Consider the following 20,656-nt stretch of genomic DNA (forward strand, 5'->3'; position numbering starts at 1 on the left):
GGCCGTTGCTGGCTGCGGATCCACCCCGTGGCCGAACAGGCACGGCCGGCGACCTTGTGCCTGGTCGCCCGCTTTTCCGCACGACCCAAAAAAACTTGAGTGCCTCGCCGATGTGTTGTCGGCGCGGGCCAATACGCATTGGTCACCCCAACAACCCGCTGCAAAAACAGGCCGCACGCGATGCCGATGCCTCGCGACACGCAAATGCCACACATGGCGCAAGTGCGTGTAGATTAGAACGTCGTTGCGACCTGCCACCGTGTCTTCGAATCGGTCGCCATCCGAGTCAGTCATGAAATTGCACTGGAGCCGGCATGAACGCGAAGCACAGCAAGAAAGGGCATCTGGAAGCCGCGGCGTCGCACCACGAGCAGGCCGCGCGCTATCACCGCGAGGCGTCGCGGCATTTCGAGGACGGCAAGGACTTCGCCCACGCCGCACATCAGGCGATGATGGCTCACGGTCACACGTTGCATGCGATCGATCAGGCACACGACGCCGGCGCGCACGGTGCCAATACGCCATCGGCAACGCCATCATCGACCGGCTCGGCAGCAAGTGCCGCGGACGTGGCAAAACTTCATGCGGCGGCCGTCGAGCTTCACATGCAAGCGGCGCAGCATATGCGCCACGCCGTCAAACTCTTCGAGCAGGATCGAAGCGCGGCCACTCACGACGCACAGCTGGCGCTCGCCCTTGCACTGCGCGCTTTGTCCCAAGGCAACGAAGCAGCCAGACTATTCGTCAAGCTCGCTGCCGGTGGTGCTGCATGAAGCGAGGTTAGTCACCTCTGGTTTGGCGGGGTATGCAGCGAGATGCGGTACCCGTTTGCGCGCGCCGCGCAGCACCAGGTTGTCGCGCGGACCCACGGTCGTGGGCCTCCCGTACCGATCCGCGCATGGCCAGGTATCGCGCAATCCGGCGTACCGCTCGCGACTACGCCGTTCGTTCCAGCAGGTCCGTTGCGAAAGACTTCGCATGCGCGACGGCCTCTTGCGGGTCCGGGAACACGCCAAGCTGATCCCAGTGCTCTTCGGCCGCGTACGTTCCTTTCACGCCGAGTGCCCGCTGAACGCGCAATTGCGCTGCGTATCTGCCGTCCTCCAGGGGTCGGGCCGTTGCGATGACCTTGTGCGGAAGGCCGGATCGTTCCGGCTGAGCCAACTCGACCGGACCGCCAGGTACACCGATATCCTTCAACGCGTTCCTGGCATTGCAGTCCGGGCAGTAGAAGCACCACCCTTCGTCCTCTTGCTTGGGCCTGACCTGCCCGCGAGCCAGTACGGCACGACATTCAACGTTTTCGCAGATGAACGGCATAGCAGTCTCCGGAGTTGTTTGAGAGAAATCCTAGCATGTCCGTCGGCGGTCAACCATCGGCATCCGCATGATTGCCGTACCGGGATTCCGGTTCGTCACGATGGCCGGGCCAGGCGAGCGCCGACACCTTTCGCCGGGCTGCAGGATCAACGAATTTTTTTCCATGATTCGGGAGTCGCATACCCGATCGCGCGCCGGATCGTGCCCCGTGCATTCTCGGAGAATCGTGCAAGAGATGCGGACTCGCAGGATAACGCCGGCGCCCGCTTCCGCGCGATGCTGTCGGTTCTTCATCCCGACCCGAGGAACGGAAAAAATGACCCGCCACAACATCGAACAGAAAGTGATCCTGATCACCGGCGCGAGCAGCGGAATCGGCGAGGCCACCGCCCGCCATCTGGGCGAGCGCGGTGCGCGCCTGATGCTCGGCGCGCGTCGCACCGAACGCCTTGCCGCCCTCGCCGACGACATTCGCGCCCATGGCGGCACCGCGGCCTGGCGCGCGCTCGACGTCACGCAGCGCAACGACAGCGTCGCCTTCGTCGACGCCGCGCTCGCCGAGTACGGACGTATCGACGTCATCGTCAACAACGCGGGCGTCATGCCGCTCTCGCCGATGGCGTCGCTGAAAGTCGACGAGTGGGACCGCATGGTCGACGTCAACATCAAGGGCGTGCTGTATGGCATCGCGGCCGCACTGCCGGTGATGAATCGCCAGGGTTTCGGCCAGATCGTCAACGTGTCGTCGATCGGCGGGTTGCGGGTGTCGCCGACGGCGGCCGTCTATTGCGCCACGAAGTATGCGGTGCGCGCGATCTCCGACGGCCTGCGGCAGGAGAACGACAAGCTGCGCGTCACGAGCATTTGTCCGGGTGTCGTCACGTCCGAACTGGCCGACACGATCACGGACCCGGTCGCCGCCGAAGCGATGACGAAGTACCGCAGCATTGCGCTCGAACCGGAAGCGATTGCAGCGGCAATTGCGTATGCGATCGCGCAGCCGGCCGAGGTGGATGTGAACGAGATCGTCGTGCGTCCGACCGCGACGATCGCCGGTTAGCGGGCAGCGACGCGTCGGCTTGATGTCACCCGGGATTCAGGCATGTCGGCACGTACGATTTCCAGGCCGGCGAATCGACCGACCCGGCGTTAATCTACCGTCGCTGACCTTCGCAGCTGCATGGCAACCGGGCCCCGCCGGCAAACGACGGGGCGCTTCGCGTTTGCGACGAGCCGCGGCTCGTCGCGGCTCGTCGCGTCTTGTCGGCATCACATAAGCCAGGCAACGCCATGAACGAAGTCGATTGCCGAAGCAGTAACGACGAACGCGAGAGGCCGCCCGACAGCCGGCGACAAAAAGCCGGTTTGTACTGATCGAGCGCCGGGCGTCTTCCGGGGAGCGCAATACATCTCTATCCGCTGTACGAGCAATCGATGGAGATGTAAACGACGTTTTTCCCTCATTTCAGGCTAAATGACGTTATTCGAGGGTTCCCTGTAAAATTCGCCATTCCGGGTGATCAATTAACGACTTCGTCATGCATCGAATCGGATTCTTCGTTTGCCGTGGCTACGATGCGCTTGATCTTGGCGGGCCACTGTCGGCCTTTAATCAGGTGGCCACAGCTGCCGGCCATACGCCATATGACCTTCATGTCATCTCGCAATCCGGCGGCCCGATTCCTGGCAATACGGGTCTTTCGATCGAGACAAAGCCGATCGGAAAACGCACGTTCGACACCGTCGTTTTCGTGGGCGGCGATATCGCCCCGATGCAGACATCGGAAAATGTCGCCGCTGCCGGAAAACTGGCCGCCCGGGCCTCACGGGTGGCAAGCGTGTGTACGGGCGCGTTTCTGCTTGCGGAAACCGGCTCGCTGGACGGTTTGAGAGCAGCGACGCACTGGCGATACGCTGCCCTGTTGCAGTCGCGCTTCCCTCGCACCAGAGTCGACGGCGACAGTATCTATATCGTGGATGGCCGCGTGTGGACGTCGGCGGGCATCGCCTCCGGAATCGACCTGGCGCTCGGCATGATTGAAAGCGACATGGGCGCGGAGGTTGCGCGCGCTGTCTCGAGGCTGTTGGTCGTTCCGTATCGTCGACCAGGCGGGCAGTCCCAATTCTCCGCCATGTCGCAGATGGAGCCGGAATCGGATCGCATCCGCATCGCGCTGAATTTTGCCAGGGAACATCTGGCGGAAGCATTGCCTGTCGAACGACTCGCGGATGCCGCGAGATTAAGTTTGCGACAGTTCGGAAGAGCTTTTCGCCGGGAAACCGGTGAAACACCTGCCAAGGCGGTCGAGCGCTTGCGGGTCGAAGCCGCGAGGCTGCGCCTGCAGAGTGGCAGCGAACCGATCGAACAGATTGCGCTGGCGGTGGGATTCACCGATCCGGAACGGATGCGGCGAGCCTTCATCAAACTGCATGGGCACCCGCCGCAAGCGATTCGACGCGAGAGCAGATCGAACGCAGCGCGCTGATCGACCACCGCTGATCAGCGCGCTGCGTGGTCAACGTCCGTTCAACGGGCAATCGGCGCGTCGGTACGTGACGCGCCATTTCGCCGGACGCTCAATGGCCGTCGGTCTTGACGGGAGCGTAGTCATTCCACATGTCGCGATGCAGCTTCCAGGTGCCGGCCTGCTTCAGAAAAACGAGAATCTGCTTGGCGCGGATCTTGAGCTTTCCATCGTGGTCGCGGACCTCCGCATCCGAAACCTCCGTCACGATCCGATCATTGCCGTAAAACTCGTGATGACTGAACGATACGGTGCCAGGTTTCGATCCCGCATACCCGTTGGTGAAGTACTCGGCGATCGCGCGGCTTCCGGTGACTTTGTCGCCTCCGGGCGGCAAGAGTGTGCCGTCGTCGGTATAGAGGCGGCCTATCGCCTCATAGTCCCCTCGCGCAAAAGCATCCGCCCAGCGCGCGTTTTCGGCCTTGATGGCCGCTTCGGGCGGACGTTGCGAACCACCGGCAGTAGCCGGTGCCGTGAATGCGAAAAAGGACACGCAGGCTGCGAGCGCAGCAGTACAAATACGGATCTGTTGCATCGAGTGATTTCCGAACGAGCTTGAATGGAAAGGGCGGCGCCAATGGGCAGGGGAAACAGGCAGTGCCGGCCGCGGCCTTCATCGAGCCGATCGGCGGCCATGCACTCATTGCCGGCAAGCGTTTCAGCGAACGCCAGGGATTCGTGCGAGCCCCCTGGATGCGCCGGGCAGTTTCTTGTCGACCATCGCGACCACTTCCGGCCGTGCTTCCCTGGGATGACCTGAGCGGAACGGCGGAGCGGGATCATATTCGATCACGAGTTGCGTGAATTCGGCGGCCTGTTGACCGCGCAGTTTCGCTGCAACGCGAAGCGCGAAGTCGATGCCTGCCGTCACGCCGCCGCCGCTCATGAAGCGGCCGTTGTCGTCTTCGACGAAGCGATCGGGAACGGGAATGGCGCCGTATTCGGACAACTTGTTGACGAAGGCCCAATGACAGGCGCTGCGCTTGCCCTTGAGAACGCCCGTTGCGGCAAGCACGAGCGATCCGTTGCAAACCGACGTCACGTGTTTGGCGCTTTGTGCCAGACGCCGGATTTGCGCCTGATACTCCGGCCGCATCGGCGCGGTCAAATCGGACCCGCCGGGGACGAGAATCAAGTCCGTCTTCTCAATATCGGCCAGTCGTTCGGTCTTGCCATACACGACGCCAAATTCGAGCGTCACGTTGCCTCCATTGAGGCTCGCGTAGCGAACGTTCGTATTGGGCAGCCGGTGGAAAATCTCGCTGGGTCCGGCGAAATCGAGAAGCGTCCCCCCGTCGTAATTGACGATCAAGATATCGAGGGGGTCATTCGGGGCAAGTACTCCGTCGCTGCCTGCCTGCGCAAGCGCAGGCGTGGCGTGTCCAAGCAAGGCTCCGCCGCCCAGGACGGCGCCGAGCGTGGCGACGCTTCCAAGCTTGAGGACATCGCGGCGCGAACGACCTGCTCTGGTGAGACGCTTTACGGAAGCGTGGTTATCGCTACTGTCGGTCAAGATGATTTCTCCTTGCATGTCGGCCCCTCTGCGAGCGCAACCAGGCTGGGCCAGATTGAACAACCGCCACGACGAACGGCGTGGCGGACGTGAGATCAGGATGTGGATGAGCCGGAATGACGAGTAGGGCTCCGGCATCGCGACCGGCAGGTTTAAAGCTGCGAGGCCCCGCCATCGACGACGAGTTCGGTGCCGACGACGTAGGAGGATTCGTCGCTGGCGAGATAGAGTGCTGCGTAGGCGATATCCTCGGCCCGGCCCATGTAGCCGACCGGAATCGCTTCGGCGAACTCGGCCTTGCGGTCGCGAACCCATTCGTCGGACCTGCCCCACCGGGTGATCAGCGGCGTGTCCATCGCGCCGGGCGCGATTGCGTTGAAGCGGATTTTCCGGTCGAGAAACTCGTAGGACCAGCTGCGGGCAAGCGATCGCACGGCGGCCTTCGCCGCTGCGGTCAACGAGATGCCATGCTTGCCGGTCTGCGCGACGAACGATGTATTGAGGATGACGGACGAACCCTTCCGCAAGTCCGGCAGCACCGCTTGAAGCGTGAACACCACGCCCTTGACGTTGATGTCCATGATCTCGTTGTAGAGTTCGTCGTCGATGTCGTCGACCGCGGACGGGAAAGCCCAGCCAGCGTTGGCGAACACGATATCCAGGCCGCCGAACGTCTCTTTTACCTCGGCGGCAATCGCCCGCATGTCCTTGAGCGAGCGCACGTCGCCCTTGAGTACGACCGCGCGCTCGCCAAGCTCGGCCTTCACGCGCTCAAACACGGCATCGTCGCGGCCCGTAACCGCTACCCGGGCGCCTTCCGCAATGAACAGCTTCGCGGTTGCAAGACCGATGCCACTGGTTCCACCCGTGATCAACGCTGACTTGTTCTTGAGCCTCATCTTCCGTTCCTTTTCATGTCGTGATGGATCAGGCCGAAAGTTCAAAACGCGATCGCGTTTGTGCGCTTTCCCCGGCTTGATCGTTCACGGGAAGTATGGAACGCGAGGCGAATGGCGCAAAGGTCGTATAACCCTCAAAAAACGCCATGCAATGCAAACGGGCGTCGCACCGGGATACGTTCATTTCCGGTACGCCGCTTGCGGCCGATGCCGCAACACTTGAAATCGGGATCGACATACAGCGACCTGATTTCGCCGCGAGATCGCTCAGTAGTGGCTATGCGCCCACCGCGTCTTCGGCTCGTCGGGCAGATGGCCCAAGCCGCTGCGTTCGATCATGGCTTCCGCGACTTCGTTCACGCGCTCGCGCATGATCGACATGATCGCGCTCGGGTTGTGGACGATTGCCGTACCCGTCTCCACGCACGCCGCGATGCCGTCGTCGATCCGGTCGATGCCGTGCGGCATCAACGACTCCCGGATAGCCCGTGCATCGGCCGCCGCAGCGCGGCATCGAACGGGTTGGTGCGCGGCCCGACCGCATCGGCCTGGCGCCGCAGCAGTTCGACGACCATCGGCATCCGGTCGTCGCCGAGCCGCGACGCGAGCGTGCCGACGCTCAGCGCGCCGACCGGATAACCGGTGCGATCGAGGATCGGCACCGCGACGCCGGCCATCCCGTCGAGCACGCCGCTGTTGCGGCCCGCGTAGCCGAGCTGCCGCACGCGTTCGATCTCGGTGCGCAGGTACACCTCGTCGAGCACGCCGTAGCCGCGGATGCGCGGCACGTTGAAGCGGATCACTTCCTCGCGTTCGGCTTCGGGCAGGAACGCGAGGATCGCGAGGCTGCCCTGCCCGACGCCGAGCGCGATGCGCCCCCCTATATCGCCGGTAAAAGAGCGGATCGGGAACGGCCCTTCGCAGAGGTCGAGACACACCGCGTCGAAGCCGCTCTTCACGAGCAGGAAGATCGTTTCGCCGAGGCTTGCGCACAGCCGCAGCAGCGCGGGGCGGCACAGCGTGCGCATGCTGCTCGGGTTGCCGGCCAGCGCGGCGAGCGCGAAGAAGTCGACGCTCAGCCGGTACAGCTTCGACTGCTCGTCCTGTTCGACCATCCCTTCGGCGATCAGCGATTGCAGGATCCGGTGCGCGGTGCCCTGCGTGAGGCCGACGGCCTTCGCGAGATGCGTGACGCGCACGCCGTCCTGCTGCATGCCGGCGAGCGCGCGCAGGATCGCGAACGCGCGCTGCAGCATGCCGGTGCCCGGCGCGCCGGCCGGATCGGCTTCGTCGTCGGCGCCGGGTGCGCGCGCGGCGGGCGTGCCGGGCATTCCGGACGAAAGGGGTTCCTGCATGCCGGCTCTCCTCGACAATTTCATTGAACGGAATACGGTAGCCGCCATTGTCGTCCGGCCGAAATTCCGCGGGCATCCGGGTGTGCACGGGATTGACGCGGGCATTTCATGGCCCGGCCACCCTTCATCCATCGGAACAATTTGGGCGAGACGCACCAATCCGTTCCGCTCACCGGAATTTTTCTGAAATTCATCCCGTTCAGCCGAATTCGAAATTGACGCTCCGAAATATGGCTGGCTAGAGTCCGCGTCATCGGCGCACCGGCTACGCGGTGTGCGAACCCGGAGCTCCTCATGTCGTTTCTCACGCTTACGGATCTGACGAAAACCTTCGGCGAGCTCACCGCCGTCGCCGACGTCAACCTGTCGGTCGAACAAGGCGAATTCGTGTCGCTGCTCGGGCCGTCGGGCTGCGGCAAGACCACCACGCTGCAGATGATCGCCGGCTTCGTCGACGTCACGCGCGGCCGCATCGCGCTCGACGGGCAGGACATCACGCACCTGAAGCCGAACCGCCGCGGGCTCGGCATCGTGTTCCAGAGTTATGCGCTGTTTCCGCACATGAGCGTCGCGGAGAACGTCGGCTTCGGCCTCGACATGCGCGGCGTCGACAAGGCCGAGCGCGCGGAACGCATCCGCGCGGCGCTCGCGCTCGTGCGCCTCGATACGCTCGCGCACCGTTTTCCGCGCGAGCTGTCGGGCGGCCAGCGGCAGCGCGTCGCGATCGCGCGCGCGGTCGTGATCGAGCCGCCGGTGCTGCTGCTCGACGAACCGATGTCGAACCTCGACGCGAAGCTGCGCGAGGACATGCAGTTCGAGTTGCGCGCGATCCAGCGCAAGATCGGCACGACGACGATCATGGTCACGCACGATCAATCGGAAGCGCTGTCGATCAGCGATCGCGTGGTCGTGATGGAAGCCGGCCGCGTCACGCAGATCGACACGCCGTACCAGGCCTACGAGCGCCCGGAAAACCGCTTCGTGTCGCAGTTCATCGGCAAGGCGAACCTGCTGCCGGGCACCGTCGTCGCGCACGACGGCGACGCGATCCGCATCGACCTCGGTCACGACCTCGCCGAAACCGGGCGCACCGCGCACCTGCCGCCGCGCGAGCGCGATATGCGCGTCGGCGATGCCGTTTCGGTCTGCATCCGTCCCGAGAAGCTGCGGCTGTGCGCGCCCGATGCGGGCCGCTTCGCCGCGACCGTCACGAGCCGCTTCTTCCTCGGCAGCCAGTGGCTGTACCGCGTCGACAGCGCGCTCGGCGAAGTGCTCGTGTGCTGCCAGAACGAAGGCGCGGAGCCGCTCGCGGAAGGCGCGCCGGTCGGCATCGACTGGCACAGCGATGCGGTGCGCGTGATGCGCCGGGAGGCCTGAATGCGACAGCCTTCCCGCCCGCTGCCCAGCGACGGCGCACCGGCCGGCCTCACGCATCCGGCCGCGCCCGATGCCGTGCCGGCACGCGCCGCCACCGGGCGCACGATGCGCGCCACCTGGCGCGCGCATGCGCCGCTGTGGCTGATGTGCGCGCCCGCGTTCGTATTGTTCGCCGCGCTCGTGCTCGTGCCGCTCGCGATGACGTTCGTGCTGACGTTCTACCGCTACGATCCGGCCACCGGGCCGATCGCCGCGTTCCAGTTCGGCAACTACGCGGAAGTGCTCGGCTCGTCGTACTTCCACACGATCTTCGCGCGCACGTTCGGCATCGCCGCGCTGACGACCGCGATCTGCGTGGCGATCGGCACGCCGGAAGCGTACGTGCTGTCGAAAATGCGCGACCCGTGGCGCTCGCTGTTCCTGCTCGCGATCCTCGCGCCGCTGCTCGTGTCGGTGGTCGTGCGCGCGTTCGGCTGGAGCATGCTGCTGAACACGAGCGGGCTCGTGAACCAGGCGCTCGGGCTCGCCGGCCTCGGGCCCTACAAGCTCGAATACACGACCTTCGCAATCGTGATCGCGCTGGTGCACGTGATGCTGCCGTTCATGGTGATTCCCGTGTGGACCGCGCTGCAGCGGCTCGATCCGCAGACCGAGCACGCGGCGCTGTCGCTCGGCGCGTCGCCGTTCACGACGCTGCGCCGCATCGTGCTGCCGCAGCTCATGCCCGGCGTGCTGTCGGGCAGCCTGATGGTGTTCGGGCTGTCGGCCAGCGCATTCGCGATTCCCGGCCTGCTCGGCGGACGCCGGCTGAAGGTTGCAGCCACGGCCGTCTACGACGAATTCCTCGGCTCGCTGAACTGGCCGCTCGGCGCGACGATCGCGGTGCTGCTGCTGATCGCGAACCTCGTCGTGATGCTCACCTACTACCGCGTGCTCGAACGCCGCTACGCGCGCAGCCTCGGAGGCGCATCCCGATGAGAAAGAACGGCCCCTTCGCCCTCGCATTTCACACGCTCGTGATGCTGTTCGTGCTCGCGCCGCTCGCGATCGTCGTGCTGGTTGCGTTCACGCCCGACGAAACGCTGACGCTGCCGACCCACGGGCTGTCGCTGCGCTGGTTCCGCGCGATCCTCGACTATCCCGACTTCGTCACCGCGTTCTTCAACAGCCTGAAGCTCGCGTTCGCGTCGGCGACGCTGTCGCTCGCGATCGCGTTGCCGGCGGGCCTTGCCATCGGCCGCGCGGCGTTTCCCGGCCGCGCGTTCCTGAACGGCCTGCTGCTGTCGCCGCTCGTGATCCCCGGCCTCGTGCTCGGCATCGCGCTGCTGCGCTTCTTCGCGCTGATCGGCGCGACCGGCTCGTTCGCGTGGCTCGTGATCGCGCACATGATCGTCATCACGCCGTTCGTGATGCGGCTCGTGCTCGCGTCCGTCGCGGGCCTCGATCGCAGCATCGAGCAAGCCGCGTGCTCGCTCGGCGCGGACCCGTGGACGACGTTCCGCCGCATCACGCTGCCGATGATCGTGCCCGGCATCACCGGCGGCTGGCTGCTCGCGTTCATCAACAGCTTCGACGAGCTGACGATGTCGATCTTCGTCACATCGCCGCAGACGATCACGTTGCCCGTACGCATGTACATGTACGCGACCGAATCGATCGACCCGATGATGGCGTCGGTGTCGGCGCTCGTCATCTTCATCACCGCCGGCGCGATGCTGCTGCTCGATCGCGTGTACGGCCTGAACCGCATCCTGATTGGCCAACACTGATGTCGACTCCCGTTTCCCGTTCCCCAAGCGACCCGGCCGACGGCGCGCAGTTCGTGCGCGTCGCCGAGCGCGAGCGTGCCGCCGTTGCGTTCACGCTCGACGGCCGGCCCGCGCACGCGCTCGCCGGCGACACCGTGCTCACCGCGATCCTCGTCGCGCAGCGCCGCGTGCGCGTCAGCGAATTCAGCGGCCAGCCGCGCGCGGGCTTCTGCCTGATCGGCGCATGCCAGGACTGCTGGGTGCGTACCGAGGCCGGCGCACGCGTGCGCGCGTGCTCGACGCCGATCGCAGAAGGCATGCGGATTCTCACCGCCGCTCAACCGGCCGCGACCGGAGACACGCAATGAACGCCGCATTGCAACCGGTGATCGTCGGCGCGGGGCCGGCCGGCGTGCGCGCGGCCGAGGCGCTGGTCGACGCGGGGCTACGCCCTGTCGTGATCGACGAGAACGCGCGCTGGGGCGGGCAGATTTATCGTCAACCGCCTGCCGACGGCGGCTTCGCGCGCGCCAAACGCGCGCTGTACGGGTTCGAAGCATCGAAGGCCGACGCCGTGCACCGGACGATGGCCGCGCTGCTGCCGCACGTCGACTACCGGCCGAACACGCTCGCGTGGGCATGCGGCGCGGGCCGCGTCGATACGCTGCAGGACGGCCGCGAAATTACCGTGCCGTTCTCGCACCTGATCGTCGCGAGCGGCGCGACCGATCGCATGTTGCCGGTGCCCGGCTGGACGCTCGCGGGCGTCTATACGCTCGGCGGCGCGCAGGTCGCGCTGAAGGCGCAGGGTTGCGCGATCGGCCGGCGCATCGTGTTCGCAGGCACCGGGCCGTTGCTTTATCTCGTCGCCTATCAGTATGCGAAGGCCGGCGCGCAGGTCGCGGCCGTGCTCGACACGAGCCCGCTGCGCCGCCAGGCCGCCGCCGCGCCCGCACTGCTGCGCATACCGTCGACCTTCGCGAAAGGGCTCTATTACATCGGCTGGCTGCGCGCGCATGGCGTCGCGATCGAAACGGGCGTCACGCTCGAACGCGTGCTCGGCGAACACCATGTGACGGGGCTCGCGTGGCGCGCGGCCGGTGACAATGCGCAGCCGCGCCTGCTCGACTGCGATGCGCTCGGCCTCGGCTTCGGCCTGCGTTCGGAAACGCAGCTCGCCGATCTCGCCGGCTGCCGGTTCGGTTTCGATCCGGTCAACCGCGCATGGCTGCCCGAGCGCGACACTGCCGGCCGCACGTCGGTGCCCGGCATCTACGTCGCGGGCGACGGCGCGGGCATCGCGGGTGCCGACGCGGCCGAAGCGTCGGGCCGGCGCGCGGCGCTTGCCTTGCTCGACGACGCGGGCATCGCATCGCCAACGCCGTCCGGCAAACCCGATGCGGCGACACTCGAACGCACGCTCGCGCGCATCGGCGCGTTCCGTGCGGGCCTCGAAGCGGCATTCGCGCCGCCTGTCGAGCAGATCGCACACTGCCCCGACGACACGATCGTATGCCGCTGCGAGGAGATCGACGCGGGCACGCTGCGCCGCTGCATCCGTGGCGGCGCAGCGACCGAACTCAACCGGCTGAAAGCGCTGACGCGCGTCGGGATGGGCCGCTGCCAGGGCCGCATGTGCGGCAATGCGGCCGCGCTCGTGCTGGCCGCCGAAACCGGCCGCCCGCTCGCCGACGTCGGCCGGTTGCGCGCGCAACCACCCGTGAAGCCGTTCCCGATCTCGGCCGCGCTCGCCGGTGACGACGTCGCGGCGATTCCCGACGAGGCGCGCGATGAGTGATTCCCGTCACTATGACGTCGCGATCGTCGGCGGCGGCCTCGTCGGCGCATCGGCCGCGCTTGCGCTGACGCGGCGCGGTCTGCGCGTCGGGCTGTTCGAGCGGCGCGACTGCGGTGCGCAGGCAAGCGGCGTGAACTACGGCGGCGTGCGCTGTCAGGGCCGGCCCGCCGAGCAATTGCCGCTCGCGCTGCGTGCGCGACGCATCTGGGATCGACTGCCCGAGCTGATCGGCATCGACGGCGAATTCGTCGTGTCGGGTCACTTGCGGCTCGCGCGCAGCGACGCCGATCTCGACGCGCTCGACGCATACGCGACGCTTGCCGGCGAACACGGCCTGCCGCTGCAGGTGATGCGCGGCGACGCGTTCCGCCGTCGTTATCCGTGGCTCGGCCGCGCGGCGCTCGGCGGCTCGCTGTGCGAGACCGACGGCCATGCGAACCCGCGCGTCGTGTCGCCCGCGTTCGCGCGCGCGGCCCGCGCGGCAGGCGCGGACGTGTTCGAACACACGCCGGTCGACGACGTCCGGCACGACGGCACGCGCTTCCAGTTTCAAGCGGGCGGCCGCGCATGCACCGCGACGTGGCTGATCAATTCGGCCGGCGCGTGGGCGAATACGATCGCCGAACGCTTCGGCGAAGCCGTGCCGATGGAGCCGATCTACCCGAACATGTGGGTGACCGAACCGCTGCCGCCGTTCATCACGCACAACCTCGGCGTGTACGGCGGCGGCGTCTACGCGCGCCAGGTCGCGCGCGGCAATTGCGTGATCGGCGGCGGACGCGGCCGTGGCGACGGCGAATTCGGCCAGCCGTCGGTCGATACGACGCGCGCGGTGATGCGCGACGCGTGCGCGCTGCTGCCCGCGCTGCGCGACGCGCTGCTGATCCGCACGTGGAGCGGCGTCGAAGGCTGCACGCCCGACCACAACCCGATCATCGGCGCGAGCCGCACGACGCCGAACCTGCTGCATGCGTTCGGTTTTTCCGGCGGCGGTTTCCTGCTCGCGCCGGGCGTCGGCGACGTGCTCGCCGATCTCGTCACGACCGGCGAAACCGCCACACCACTCGATGCATTCTCGATCGGCCGCTTCTTCCGCCAAGCCGCGCCGACCGCCCCTTTCCCCCAAGAGGAGACCTCTCGATGAAACTGCTCGGTACGATCGCGGCCGCAGCCGCACTCTGCATCGCGGGCGCCAGCGCCCCCGCGTTCGCGCAAACGAAGACGATCTACATCGGCATGAACGGCGGGCCGATGGAAAAGGCCTATACGAGCCAGGTGCTGCCCGACTTCGAGAAGGCGAACAACGTGAAGGTCGTCGTCGTGCCCGGCACGTCGTCGGACGTGCTCGCGAAGCTGCTCGCGAACCGCAACAAGCCGCAGATCCATGTCGCGTTCCTCGACGACGGCGTGATGGCGCGCGCGGTCAGCCTCGGCGTGTGCCAGAAGCTCGACGATTCGCCGGTGCTGAAGGAGCTGTACCCGTTCGCGAGGATGAAGGACGACGTCGGCGCGGGCGTGCAGCTCGGGATGACCGGCATCGCATACAACAAGAAGCTGTTCGCGGAAAAGGGCTGGGCGCCGCCGACGTCGTGGATGGATTTCGCGGATCCGAAATACAAGGGCAAGGTCGTGTTCCAGTCGGCGTCGAGCAGCACGTTCGGGCTGCACGGCTTCCTCGCGATCAACCGGCTGCTCGGCGGCAGCGAGCAGAACGTCGAGCCCGGCTTCAGCAAGTGGGCGAGCACGGTCGGGCCGAACGTCGTCGAGTACATCCCGAACTCGGCGAAGATCTCCGAGATGGTGCAGACCGGCGAAGCCGGCCTGTTCCCGCTGACGCCGACGGGCGTCGGCGACCTGCAGGACAAGGGCATTCCCGTCGCGTATGCGAACCCGAAGGAAGGCCCGGTGCTGCTGCTCGTCGACCTGTGCGTGGTCGCGAACAATCCCGATCCGCAGCTTGCGCAGAAGCTCGCGCAGTTCCTGCTGTCCGCGCCCGCGCAGACGAAGGCCGCCGAGGCCGGCAAGCAGATCCCGACCAACCGTCTCGCGAAGATGCCCGCCGCGATGCAGCAGAGCCTCGGTAATGTCGACGACCTGGTGCGCAAGGTGACGGTGGTCGACTGGGCCGCGATCAACGCGCGCCGCGCGCAGTGGGATACGCGCTGGAACCGCCAGATCGAGCGGTGACGGGATGCCGGGCGCGCGGGCACGGCCGCGCGCTGCGTGACCATCATTTGCGGGAGTGATGACACTCCCCTTTTTCTGCGGATTTGACCGGGACCGGCGGCGGCGACAACCTAGGGTCACAGTGCTGCAAAGACGGCACGCGCCCGCCTCCCCCTTCAGAGTCCGCCATGTACCCGACCGACACCGTGCAATCCCCGAGCGCCGCCCGGCCGCTCGCCGACCGGCAGTTGCGCCGGATCGTCATCGCCTCCGTCGCCGGCAACGCGATGGAGTGGTATGACTTTTTCGTGTACGGCACGGCCGCGGCGCTGGTGTTCGGCCACGTGTTCTTTCCGCCCGGCGCGTCGCCGCTCGCGGGCAGCCTCGCCGCGTTCGCGGCGTTCGCACTCGGCTTCGTCGCGCGGCCGCTTGGCGGGATCGTGTTCGGCCACGTCGGCGATCGCTACGGGCGCAAGGCATCGCTCGTATGGACGCTGCTGATCATGGGCGCGTCGACCTTCGCGATCGGCCTGTTGCCGACCTACGCGCAGGTCGGCCTGTGGGCGCCGGCCGCGCTCGTCGTGCTGCGCCTGCTGCAAGGCGTCGCGTCCGGCGGCGAATGGGGCGGCGGCGTGCTGATGATCAGCGAGAACGCGCCGCCCGAGCAGCGCGGTTATTACGCGGCGTGGAGCCAGCTCGGCGTGGGCGGCGGCTTCGTGCTGTCGTCGGCCGCGTTTCTCGCCGCGCAGGCGCTGCCGGACGACGCGTTCCGCACCTGGGGCTGGCGGCTGCCGTTCCTCGCGAGCATCGCCATCTTCGCGATCGGCATCTATATCCGCCGCCATCTGCCGGAAAGCCGCGACTTCGAGCAGGCGGGCAAGCGCGGCGCGCACACGCATCTGCCGATCGTCGAGTGCCTGCGCCGCCACCCGAAGGAAATCCTGCTCGCGATGGGGCTGCGCGTGGCCGAGAACGGCGGCGCCTATATCTTCCTCGCGTTCTCGCTCGTCTACGGCAAGTACGTCGGCATCCCGAACGGCGTGATGCTGACCGGCGTGATGATCGCGATGATCGTCGAGATGGGCGCGATGCTCGCGTGGGGCAGGCTGTCCGACCGGATCGGCCGCAAGCCCGTGTACCTGATCGGCGCGCTGAGCCTCGTCGCGTGCGCGTTTCCGTTCTTCTGGCTGCTCGACACACGTGCGACGCCGCTCGTGTGGCTCGCGCTGACGGTCGGCACGGCCGTCAGCCACGGCGCGATGATCGGCACGCTGCCCGCGCTCGTCGGCGAGCTGTTCAGCACCGAGGTGCGCTACTCGGGCGTCGCGCTCGGGCACGAAGTCGCATCGATCTTCGCGGGCGGGATGTCGCCGCTGATCGCGACCGCGCTGCTCGCGCGCTATCACGCGTCGTGGCCGGTGTCGCTGTTCCTCGTCGCGCTCGGCCTCGTCACCGTCGCGACGCTGTGCTTGATGCGTGAAACGCGGATCGTGAGGGTCGCTCCCGTTGCCCCCGCTAGCTCCACGCGCGGCGACACGGCGTGACCATGACGCTTCGTTCCGCGCAAGCGGACCGATCCGCACCGGCGGGCGGTAAACACGGCGGCGGCCGGCACGTCCGATCCCGGCGCGTGCCGCTGCTCGCGCTCGCCGCCCCGACGCGCCGCCTAGTTGCCGCACTCCCGCCGCGCACCGTCGAACGCCGGCGCGAGCCCGAGGTGTTCGAGCAGCCGTGCGAACTCGCCGAGCCGCTGCCGCATGTACGCGGGCACATCCACGTTCGCGTAGTCGTGGAACCCGGCGCCCGTGCGCACGCCGTCGCGCCCGGCCTCCATGTTGCGCAGGACGCTCGCGGCCGGTGCGAAGCGCGGGCCGATCTCGCCGGCCAGGTACTTCGACGCGTAGTACAGGATGTCGCAACCGCCCCAGTCGATGAATTCGAGCAGCCCGAGTACCGCGAAACGCGGGCCGAAACCGGTGCGGATCGCCGTGTCGATGTCTTCGGCGCTCGCGACGCCCTCTTCGACCATCCGCGCGGCCTCGTTCATTGCGAGCGCCTGGATGCGCGGCACGATATAGCCGGGCGCCGGCCCGCAGATCACCGGCTTCTTGCCGACGCGTTCGAGCAGCACGGCGAGCCGGTCGACGACGGCCTGATCCGTCGCGTCGCTGCGGCTGATCTCGACGAGCGGCATCAGCAGCGCAGGGTTCAGCCAGTGCGCGTTCAGCATCCGTGCAGGATGCGCGACATGGCGCTGCAACTCGGTGACGACGAACGTCGACGTCGTCGACGCGATAGTTGCGTGCGCATCGACGTGCTCGCCGAGCCAGCGCAGCGCGTCGGCCTTCGCGTCGAGCACTTCGGGCAGCGCCTCGAACACGATATCCGCGCGACGCACCGCATCCGCCGCGCCGTCCCGCGCAACCAGTGCGATGCGCGCGACGACGGCATCGGCCTGCGCGGCATCGATGCGGCCGAACGCGACCTGCGCGTGCAGCGGCCGCGCGATCTCGTCGCGTGTGCGAGCCTCGAATGCGCGCGATCCTGCCGCATCGCGCGGCTTGAAGTCGACCAGCGTCACGTCGAGGCCCGCGAACGCGAACACGAGTGCGATCCCCTGCCCCATGCGTCCCGCGCCGAGCACATGCACGCGCGTCACATCGGCGGCCGCGCTCATGCCGCGTATCCGCCGTCGAGCAGCACACGCAGCGCGTCGGTCGACAACGCCGCGAGCCCGAGCCGCTCCAGCGTGCGGCCTTCCGCATACAGGTCGCGCCCCGCGACCGCGCTCGCGATGCTCAGCAGCCCCTGCGCAACCGGCGTCGGCACGCCGGCCCGGCGCCCGCACGACACGATGAAGGACAGCCCGAGCCGGGTGTCCTCGAGCATGTAGCGATGCGTGCGCAGATCGATCTGCTCGCGCCAGTCGCCGCTATCGGTGAGCTTGCCGTGCGCGCCGCGCCCGTACATCCACTCGTCGCCTTCGGCCGCGTAATGATCCGCGAGCGGGAAATGCGGCGCGCGGTAGCCGAGCGCTTCGCGCACCGCGATGCGTTCGGCGTCGAGCGCGTTCGTCACGCGGCGGATCGCCGGCTGCGTGCCTTCGTTGTGGATGTCCCATGCGTCGAAGTGTTCGAGCGGCCCGGCGTTCATCAGGATCAGCGGCGGATGGATCACGGGGCCCGCGTTCATCAGCGCGCCGGACAACGCGTCCTCGACCGGCTCGACCGACGGATAGCCCGCGCGCAGCACGTCGAACGCCCAGCCGGCCGCGTTCGCGGGGAACACGCCGGTCGGCAGCCGCGTTGCATACGCGCTGATCACGACATCGTTGTCGCCGTGCTTGCGCACGAGGTACGGCAGCGTGCCCGTCTCGGCGAACGCGACGCGCGAACGGTTGCCGGCATCGGCCGCCGCACGCGCGAACACCAAGCTGCCGAACGTGCCGGGCGGCAGGAACACGACCTGGCCGTCGTCGAGCAGCGGCGCGACCTGCGCGGCGAGCGCGTCGTGCGACGTGGCCGGCAGCGGCACCACGACGAGCCGGGCGCCGCGCAGCGCGGCTGCCAGATCGTCGGTCAGGCGGATCTCGCCCGGCGCATCGCCGAGCGGCACTTGCCGCTTGCCGCGATAGTCGGTCACGTTCAACGTGCCGAGTTCGCGCAGCCGCGCGTGCGGCTCGCGATCGCGCCGCCACCACGTCACGTCGTGCCCCTTCTCGAGCAGGTCGATGGCCGCCGCATGGCAGCCGTGGCCGCCGCCCAGTACACATACCTTCATCGTCGTCTCCGGTTGATCGAGTGTTTCCGAGACTACGCGGCCGCCGCCGCCGCGTCGCTTCAAAACGCGCAACGGCGCGCCCGTTCGCGCAACGCAATCGCGGCGCGGCGCATGAAGCCGCGCCCACGCATCCGACACGAGGTCCATGAATGGACATTGCCCTTTCCCGCCATGCGCCGAACCGGCTCGGCACGCTGCTGGCGCCCGACGAAGTCGAACGCGCGGTCGCGCACCGGCTCGGGCCGCACCGGATGGCCGCGCGCGGCCGCGATCCGTTTCGCGCGGAGCTGTACGAAGTGCCGCTGCATCACGGCGCGCTGCTCGAACTCTGCTATGGCCGCGAAACGCGCATCGACTTCGGCGGCGACGCCGATCATTTCCTGTTCAGGCTGACGCTCGCCGGTGCTTGCGAGCTACAGGCCGGCAGCGTCGTCGCGCGCGCCGGCCCCGGCGAACTGACCGTGTCGTCGCCCGCGCTCGCGAGCCGATTGAGCACGACCCCCGATTGCCGCAACCTCGTGCTGCGGCTCGAACGCGGCGCGCTCGAACGCAAGCTGCAGGACATGCTGCAGGCGACGCTCACGCGGCCGCTGCAGTTCGAACTCGCGGCCGGCGGCACCGGCGCGGGCGCCGCGCTCGTGCTGCCGACGTTCGAATACCTGTGCCGGCTCGGCGCGCAGCCGGGCATCGGCACGGCCGCGACCACCTTCGGCGCCGACCTCACCGCGTGGCTGATGTCGCTGCTGCTCACGCACCTGCCGCATTCGTACAGCGACGCGCTCGCACGCGGCACGCCGCCGCTGCCGGCGCATGTGCGTCGCGCGTGCGAGCACGTCGATGCGCATCTCGGCGAACCGCTCGCGCTCGCCGCGCTGGCGGCCGTCGCCGGCGTCGCGCCGCGCACGCTGCAACACGCATTCCGCGCGTTCCTGCACACCACGCCGGCTGCGTATGTGCGCGAACGTCGGCTCGCCGCCGTGCACGCGGCGCTGCAACGCGGCGACGCGCGCAGCGTGACCGACGTGCTGATCGCGCACGGCATCCATGGCTTCGGCCATTTCGCGAAGGCGTATGCGCGGCGTTTCGGCCACGCGCCTTCCGTCACCGCGAGGCAAATTCGATGACGCTCCCAGCAACCAGCCGCCCCGCGGCCCCGGCCCGCACCGAACCCGTGCCGCACGACAGCGACGCGCACGACGGCCTGCGCGTGCAGGATCTCGATCTCAACCTGCTGAAGACGTTTCGCGCGGTCTACGAGGAGCGGCACGTCGGCCGTGCGGCGCTGCGGCTCGGCGTCACGCAGCCGTCCGTCAGCTACGCGCTCGGCCGGCTGCGGCTGATGTTCCGCGACGCGCTGTTCGTGCGCACCGGCACCGGCGTCGAGCCGACGCCGCGCGCGCAGAGGCTCGCGCTATCGGTCGACAAGGCACTCGCGATCCTGCAGGACGTGCTCGACGAAGGCTCGCGCTTCACGCCCGACAGCACGCAACGCGTGTTCCGCCTGCACATGAGCGATTTCGCGGCGAGCGCGTTCCTGCCGACGCTGCTCGCCGAATTCGACCGGCGCGCGCCGGGCGCCGTGATCGAGACGCTGCACGTCGACGAATGCCAGTTGAACGTCGCGCTCGAATCGGGCCGCATCGATTTCGCGCTCGGGCATTTCGCCGACGCGTCGAGCCACTTCCAGCGCACCGCGCTGCTGCACGAGCGCTGCGTGCTGCTGATGCCGCGCCGCACCGCGCAGCGCGTCGCGCTGCCCGACGATTTCGTGCTCGACGGCGCGGCGCCCGACACGCTGCGCTTCGTCGCGGTCACGTCGCATCCGCAGTCGATGCAATTGCTCGAACGGCACGGGCTGATGCCGCGCGTGCGTGCGGCACTGCCCGATTTCATGGTGGTGCCCGCGCTGCTGCAGGACGGCGACTACGCGCTGATCCTGCCCGAGACGATCGCGATCACGTTCGCGGCGCGGCAGCCTTGCGTGCTGTACGAAATCGCCGGCGCCGGCGAATGGGCCGTCAACGCGTACTGGCACCGGCGCTTCGATGCGGACCCCGGCCATCGCTGGCTGCGTGCGTTGCTGCTCGAACTGTTCAATATCGGCCAGCAGGCACCGTTCGACGCATGGCTCGCGCCGCAGCCGCCGGCCTGCGCATGACGACGCACGCCGGCGCG

21 protein-coding genes are annotated in these 20,656 nt (G+C 67.6%); 13 read left to right on the top strand and 8 right to left on the bottom strand.

Features of this window, described 5'->3' with window-relative positions:
- Window positions 1-314 precede the first annotated feature (314 nt).
- A complete protein-coding gene (locus R9B84_RS31250; RefSeq protein WP_423761314.1) occupies window positions 315-773 on the top strand; it encodes a hypothetical protein in 459 nt (152 codons plus the stop codon).
- 163 nt (window positions 774-936) lie between these two features.
- On the opposite strand, the gene R9B84_RS31255 is transcribed toward R9B84_RS31250, so the two are convergent.
- Complete coding sequence (locus R9B84_RS31255) at window positions 937-1,320, bottom strand: hypothetical protein (RefSeq protein ID WP_423761315.1); 384 nt, start codon at window positions 1,318-1,320, stop codon at window positions 937-939.
- Between the two features lie 316 nt (window positions 1,321-1,636).
- Between R9B84_RS31255 and R9B84_RS31260 the strand changes: the two genes are divergently transcribed.
- Together R9B84_RS31260 and R9B84_RS31265 are read left to right on the top strand one after the other, a co-directional pair.
- A complete protein-coding gene (locus tag R9B84_RS31260; RefSeq protein ID WP_423763519.1) occupies window positions 1,637-2,380 on the top strand; it encodes an SDR family oxidoreductase in 744 nt (247 codons plus the stop codon).
- A 478-nt stretch (window positions 2,381-2,858) separates the two neighbouring features.
- Window positions 2,859-3,806, top strand: coding sequence for a GlxA family transcriptional regulator (locus tag R9B84_RS31265; protein WP_423761316.1), 948 nt, complete (start codon window positions 2,859-2,861; stop codon window positions 3,804-3,806).
- A gap of 91 nt (window positions 3,807-3,897) precedes the next feature.
- On the opposite strand, the gene R9B84_RS31270 is transcribed toward R9B84_RS31265, so the two are convergent.
- The 5 genes from R9B84_RS31270 to R9B84_RS31290 all read right to left on the bottom strand — a co-directional run bounded on the left by R9B84_RS31270 (window position 3,898) and on the right by R9B84_RS31290 (window position 7,612).
- A complete protein-coding gene (locus tag R9B84_RS31270; protein ID WP_423761317.1) occupies window positions 3,898-4,380 on the bottom strand; it encodes a YybH family protein in 483 nt (160 codons plus the stop codon).
- Between the two features lie 123 nt (window positions 4,381-4,503).
- Complete coding sequence (locus tag R9B84_RS31275; RefSeq protein WP_423761318.1) at window positions 4,504-5,358, bottom strand: DJ-1/PfpI family protein; 855 nt, start codon at window positions 5,356-5,358, stop codon at window positions 4,504-4,506.
- A 152-nt stretch (window positions 5,359-5,510) separates the two neighbouring features.
- Window positions 5,511-6,257 carry an SDR family oxidoreductase gene (locus tag R9B84_RS31280; protein WP_423761319.1) on the bottom strand — a complete coding sequence of 249 codons (747 nt, stop codon included), beginning with the start codon at window positions 6,255-6,257 and terminating at the stop codon, window positions 5,511-5,513.
- 267 nt (window positions 6,258-6,524) lie between these two features.
- Entirely contained in the window at window positions 6,525-6,725 is a 201-nt protein-coding gene (locus R9B84_RS31285; RefSeq protein WP_423761320.1) for a hypothetical protein, read from the bottom strand.
- Window positions 6,725-7,612, bottom strand: a complete 888-nt coding sequence (locus R9B84_RS31290; RefSeq protein ID WP_423761321.1) for an IclR family transcriptional regulator — start codon at window positions 7,610-7,612, stop codon at window positions 6,725-6,727. Before R9B84_RS31290 ends, R9B84_RS31285 begins: the two co-directional genes overlap by 1 nt.
- Before the next feature lie 294 nt (window positions 7,613-7,906).
- Here R9B84_RS31290 and R9B84_RS31295 point away from each other — a divergent pair, with 294 nt between their 5' ends.
- The 8 genes from R9B84_RS31295 to R9B84_RS31330 all read left to right on the top strand — a co-directional run bounded on the left by R9B84_RS31295 (window position 7,907) and on the right by R9B84_RS31330 (window position 16,245).
- Window positions 7,907-8,989, top strand: a complete 1,083-nt coding sequence (locus tag R9B84_RS31295) for an ABC transporter ATP-binding protein (RefSeq protein WP_047901618.1) — start codon at window positions 7,907-7,909, stop codon at window positions 8,987-8,989.
- Window positions 8,990-9,967: an ABC transporter permease gene (locus tag R9B84_RS31300; protein WP_423761322.1), complete on the top strand. Its 978-nt coding sequence runs from the start codon at window positions 8,990-8,992 to the stop codon at window positions 9,965-9,967. It begins immediately after the preceding gene.
- The gene (locus tag R9B84_RS31305) at window positions 9,964-10,758 is read left to right on the top strand and encodes an ABC transporter permease (RefSeq protein ID WP_423761323.1); all 795 of its coding nucleotides are present in this window, start codon (window positions 9,964-9,966) and stop codon (window positions 10,756-10,758) included. The genes R9B84_RS31300 and R9B84_RS31305 overlap by 4 nt, the downstream gene beginning before the upstream one ends.
- A complete protein-coding gene (locus R9B84_RS31310; RefSeq protein WP_423761324.1) occupies window positions 10,758-11,105 on the top strand; it encodes a (2Fe-2S)-binding protein in 348 nt (115 codons plus the stop codon). Before R9B84_RS31305 ends, R9B84_RS31310 begins: the two co-directional genes overlap by 1 nt.
- A complete protein-coding gene (locus R9B84_RS31315; protein ID WP_423761325.1) occupies window positions 11,102-12,535 on the top strand; it encodes an FAD-dependent oxidoreductase in 1,434 nt (477 codons plus the stop codon). Before R9B84_RS31310 ends, R9B84_RS31315 begins: the two co-directional genes overlap by 4 nt.
- Window positions 12,528-13,679 (top strand): NAD(P)/FAD-dependent oxidoreductase, encoded by a 1,152-nt coding sequence (locus tag R9B84_RS31320; RefSeq protein ID WP_423761326.1) that lies wholly within the window; start codon window positions 12,528-12,530, stop codon window positions 13,677-13,679. The genes R9B84_RS31315 and R9B84_RS31320 overlap by 8 nt, the downstream gene beginning before the upstream one ends.
- Window positions 13,676-14,722 carry an ABC transporter substrate-binding protein gene (locus R9B84_RS31325; RefSeq protein ID WP_047901624.1) on the top strand — a complete coding sequence of 349 codons (1,047 nt, stop codon included), beginning with the start codon at window positions 13,676-13,678 and terminating at the stop codon, window positions 14,720-14,722. Before R9B84_RS31320 ends, R9B84_RS31325 begins: the two co-directional genes overlap by 4 nt.
- A gap of 167 nt (window positions 14,723-14,889) precedes the next feature.
- Window positions 14,890-16,245, top strand: coding sequence for an MFS transporter (locus R9B84_RS31330; protein ID WP_423761327.1), 1,356 nt, complete (start codon window positions 14,890-14,892; stop codon window positions 16,243-16,245).
- A gap of 122 nt (window positions 16,246-16,367) precedes the next feature.
- Here the strand turns inward: R9B84_RS31330 and R9B84_RS31335 are convergent, their stop codons facing one another.
- Complete coding sequence (locus tag R9B84_RS31335) at window positions 16,368-17,378, bottom strand: 3-hydroxybutyryl-CoA dehydrogenase (protein ID WP_423761328.1); 1,011 nt, start codon at window positions 17,376-17,378, stop codon at window positions 16,368-16,370.
- The gene (locus tag R9B84_RS31340) at window positions 17,375-18,481 is read right to left on the bottom strand and encodes an NAD/NADP octopine/nopaline dehydrogenase family protein (protein ID WP_423761329.1); all 1,107 of its coding nucleotides are present in this window, start codon (window positions 18,479-18,481) and stop codon (window positions 17,375-17,377) included. The genes R9B84_RS31335 and R9B84_RS31340 overlap by 4 nt, the downstream gene beginning before the upstream one ends.
- Window positions 18,482-18,630: 149 nt before the next feature.
- On the opposite strand from R9B84_RS31340, the gene R9B84_RS31345 reads away from it, so the two are divergent.
- Window positions 18,631-19,605, top strand: coding sequence for an AraC family transcriptional regulator (locus R9B84_RS31345; RefSeq protein ID WP_423761330.1), 975 nt, complete (start codon window positions 18,631-18,633; stop codon window positions 19,603-19,605).
- Entirely contained in the window at window positions 19,602-20,639 is a 1,038-nt protein-coding gene (locus R9B84_RS31350; RefSeq protein ID WP_423761331.1) for a LysR family transcriptional regulator, read from the top strand. The genes R9B84_RS31345 and R9B84_RS31350 overlap by 4 nt, the downstream gene beginning before the upstream one ends.
- Window positions 20,640-20,656 lie beyond the last annotated feature (17 nt).

This window comes from Burkholderia sp. NLJ2 (genome assembly GCF_049487195.1).
GTDB lineage: Bacteria > Pseudomonadota > Gammaproteobacteria > Burkholderiales > Burkholderiaceae > Burkholderia > Burkholderia pyrrocinia.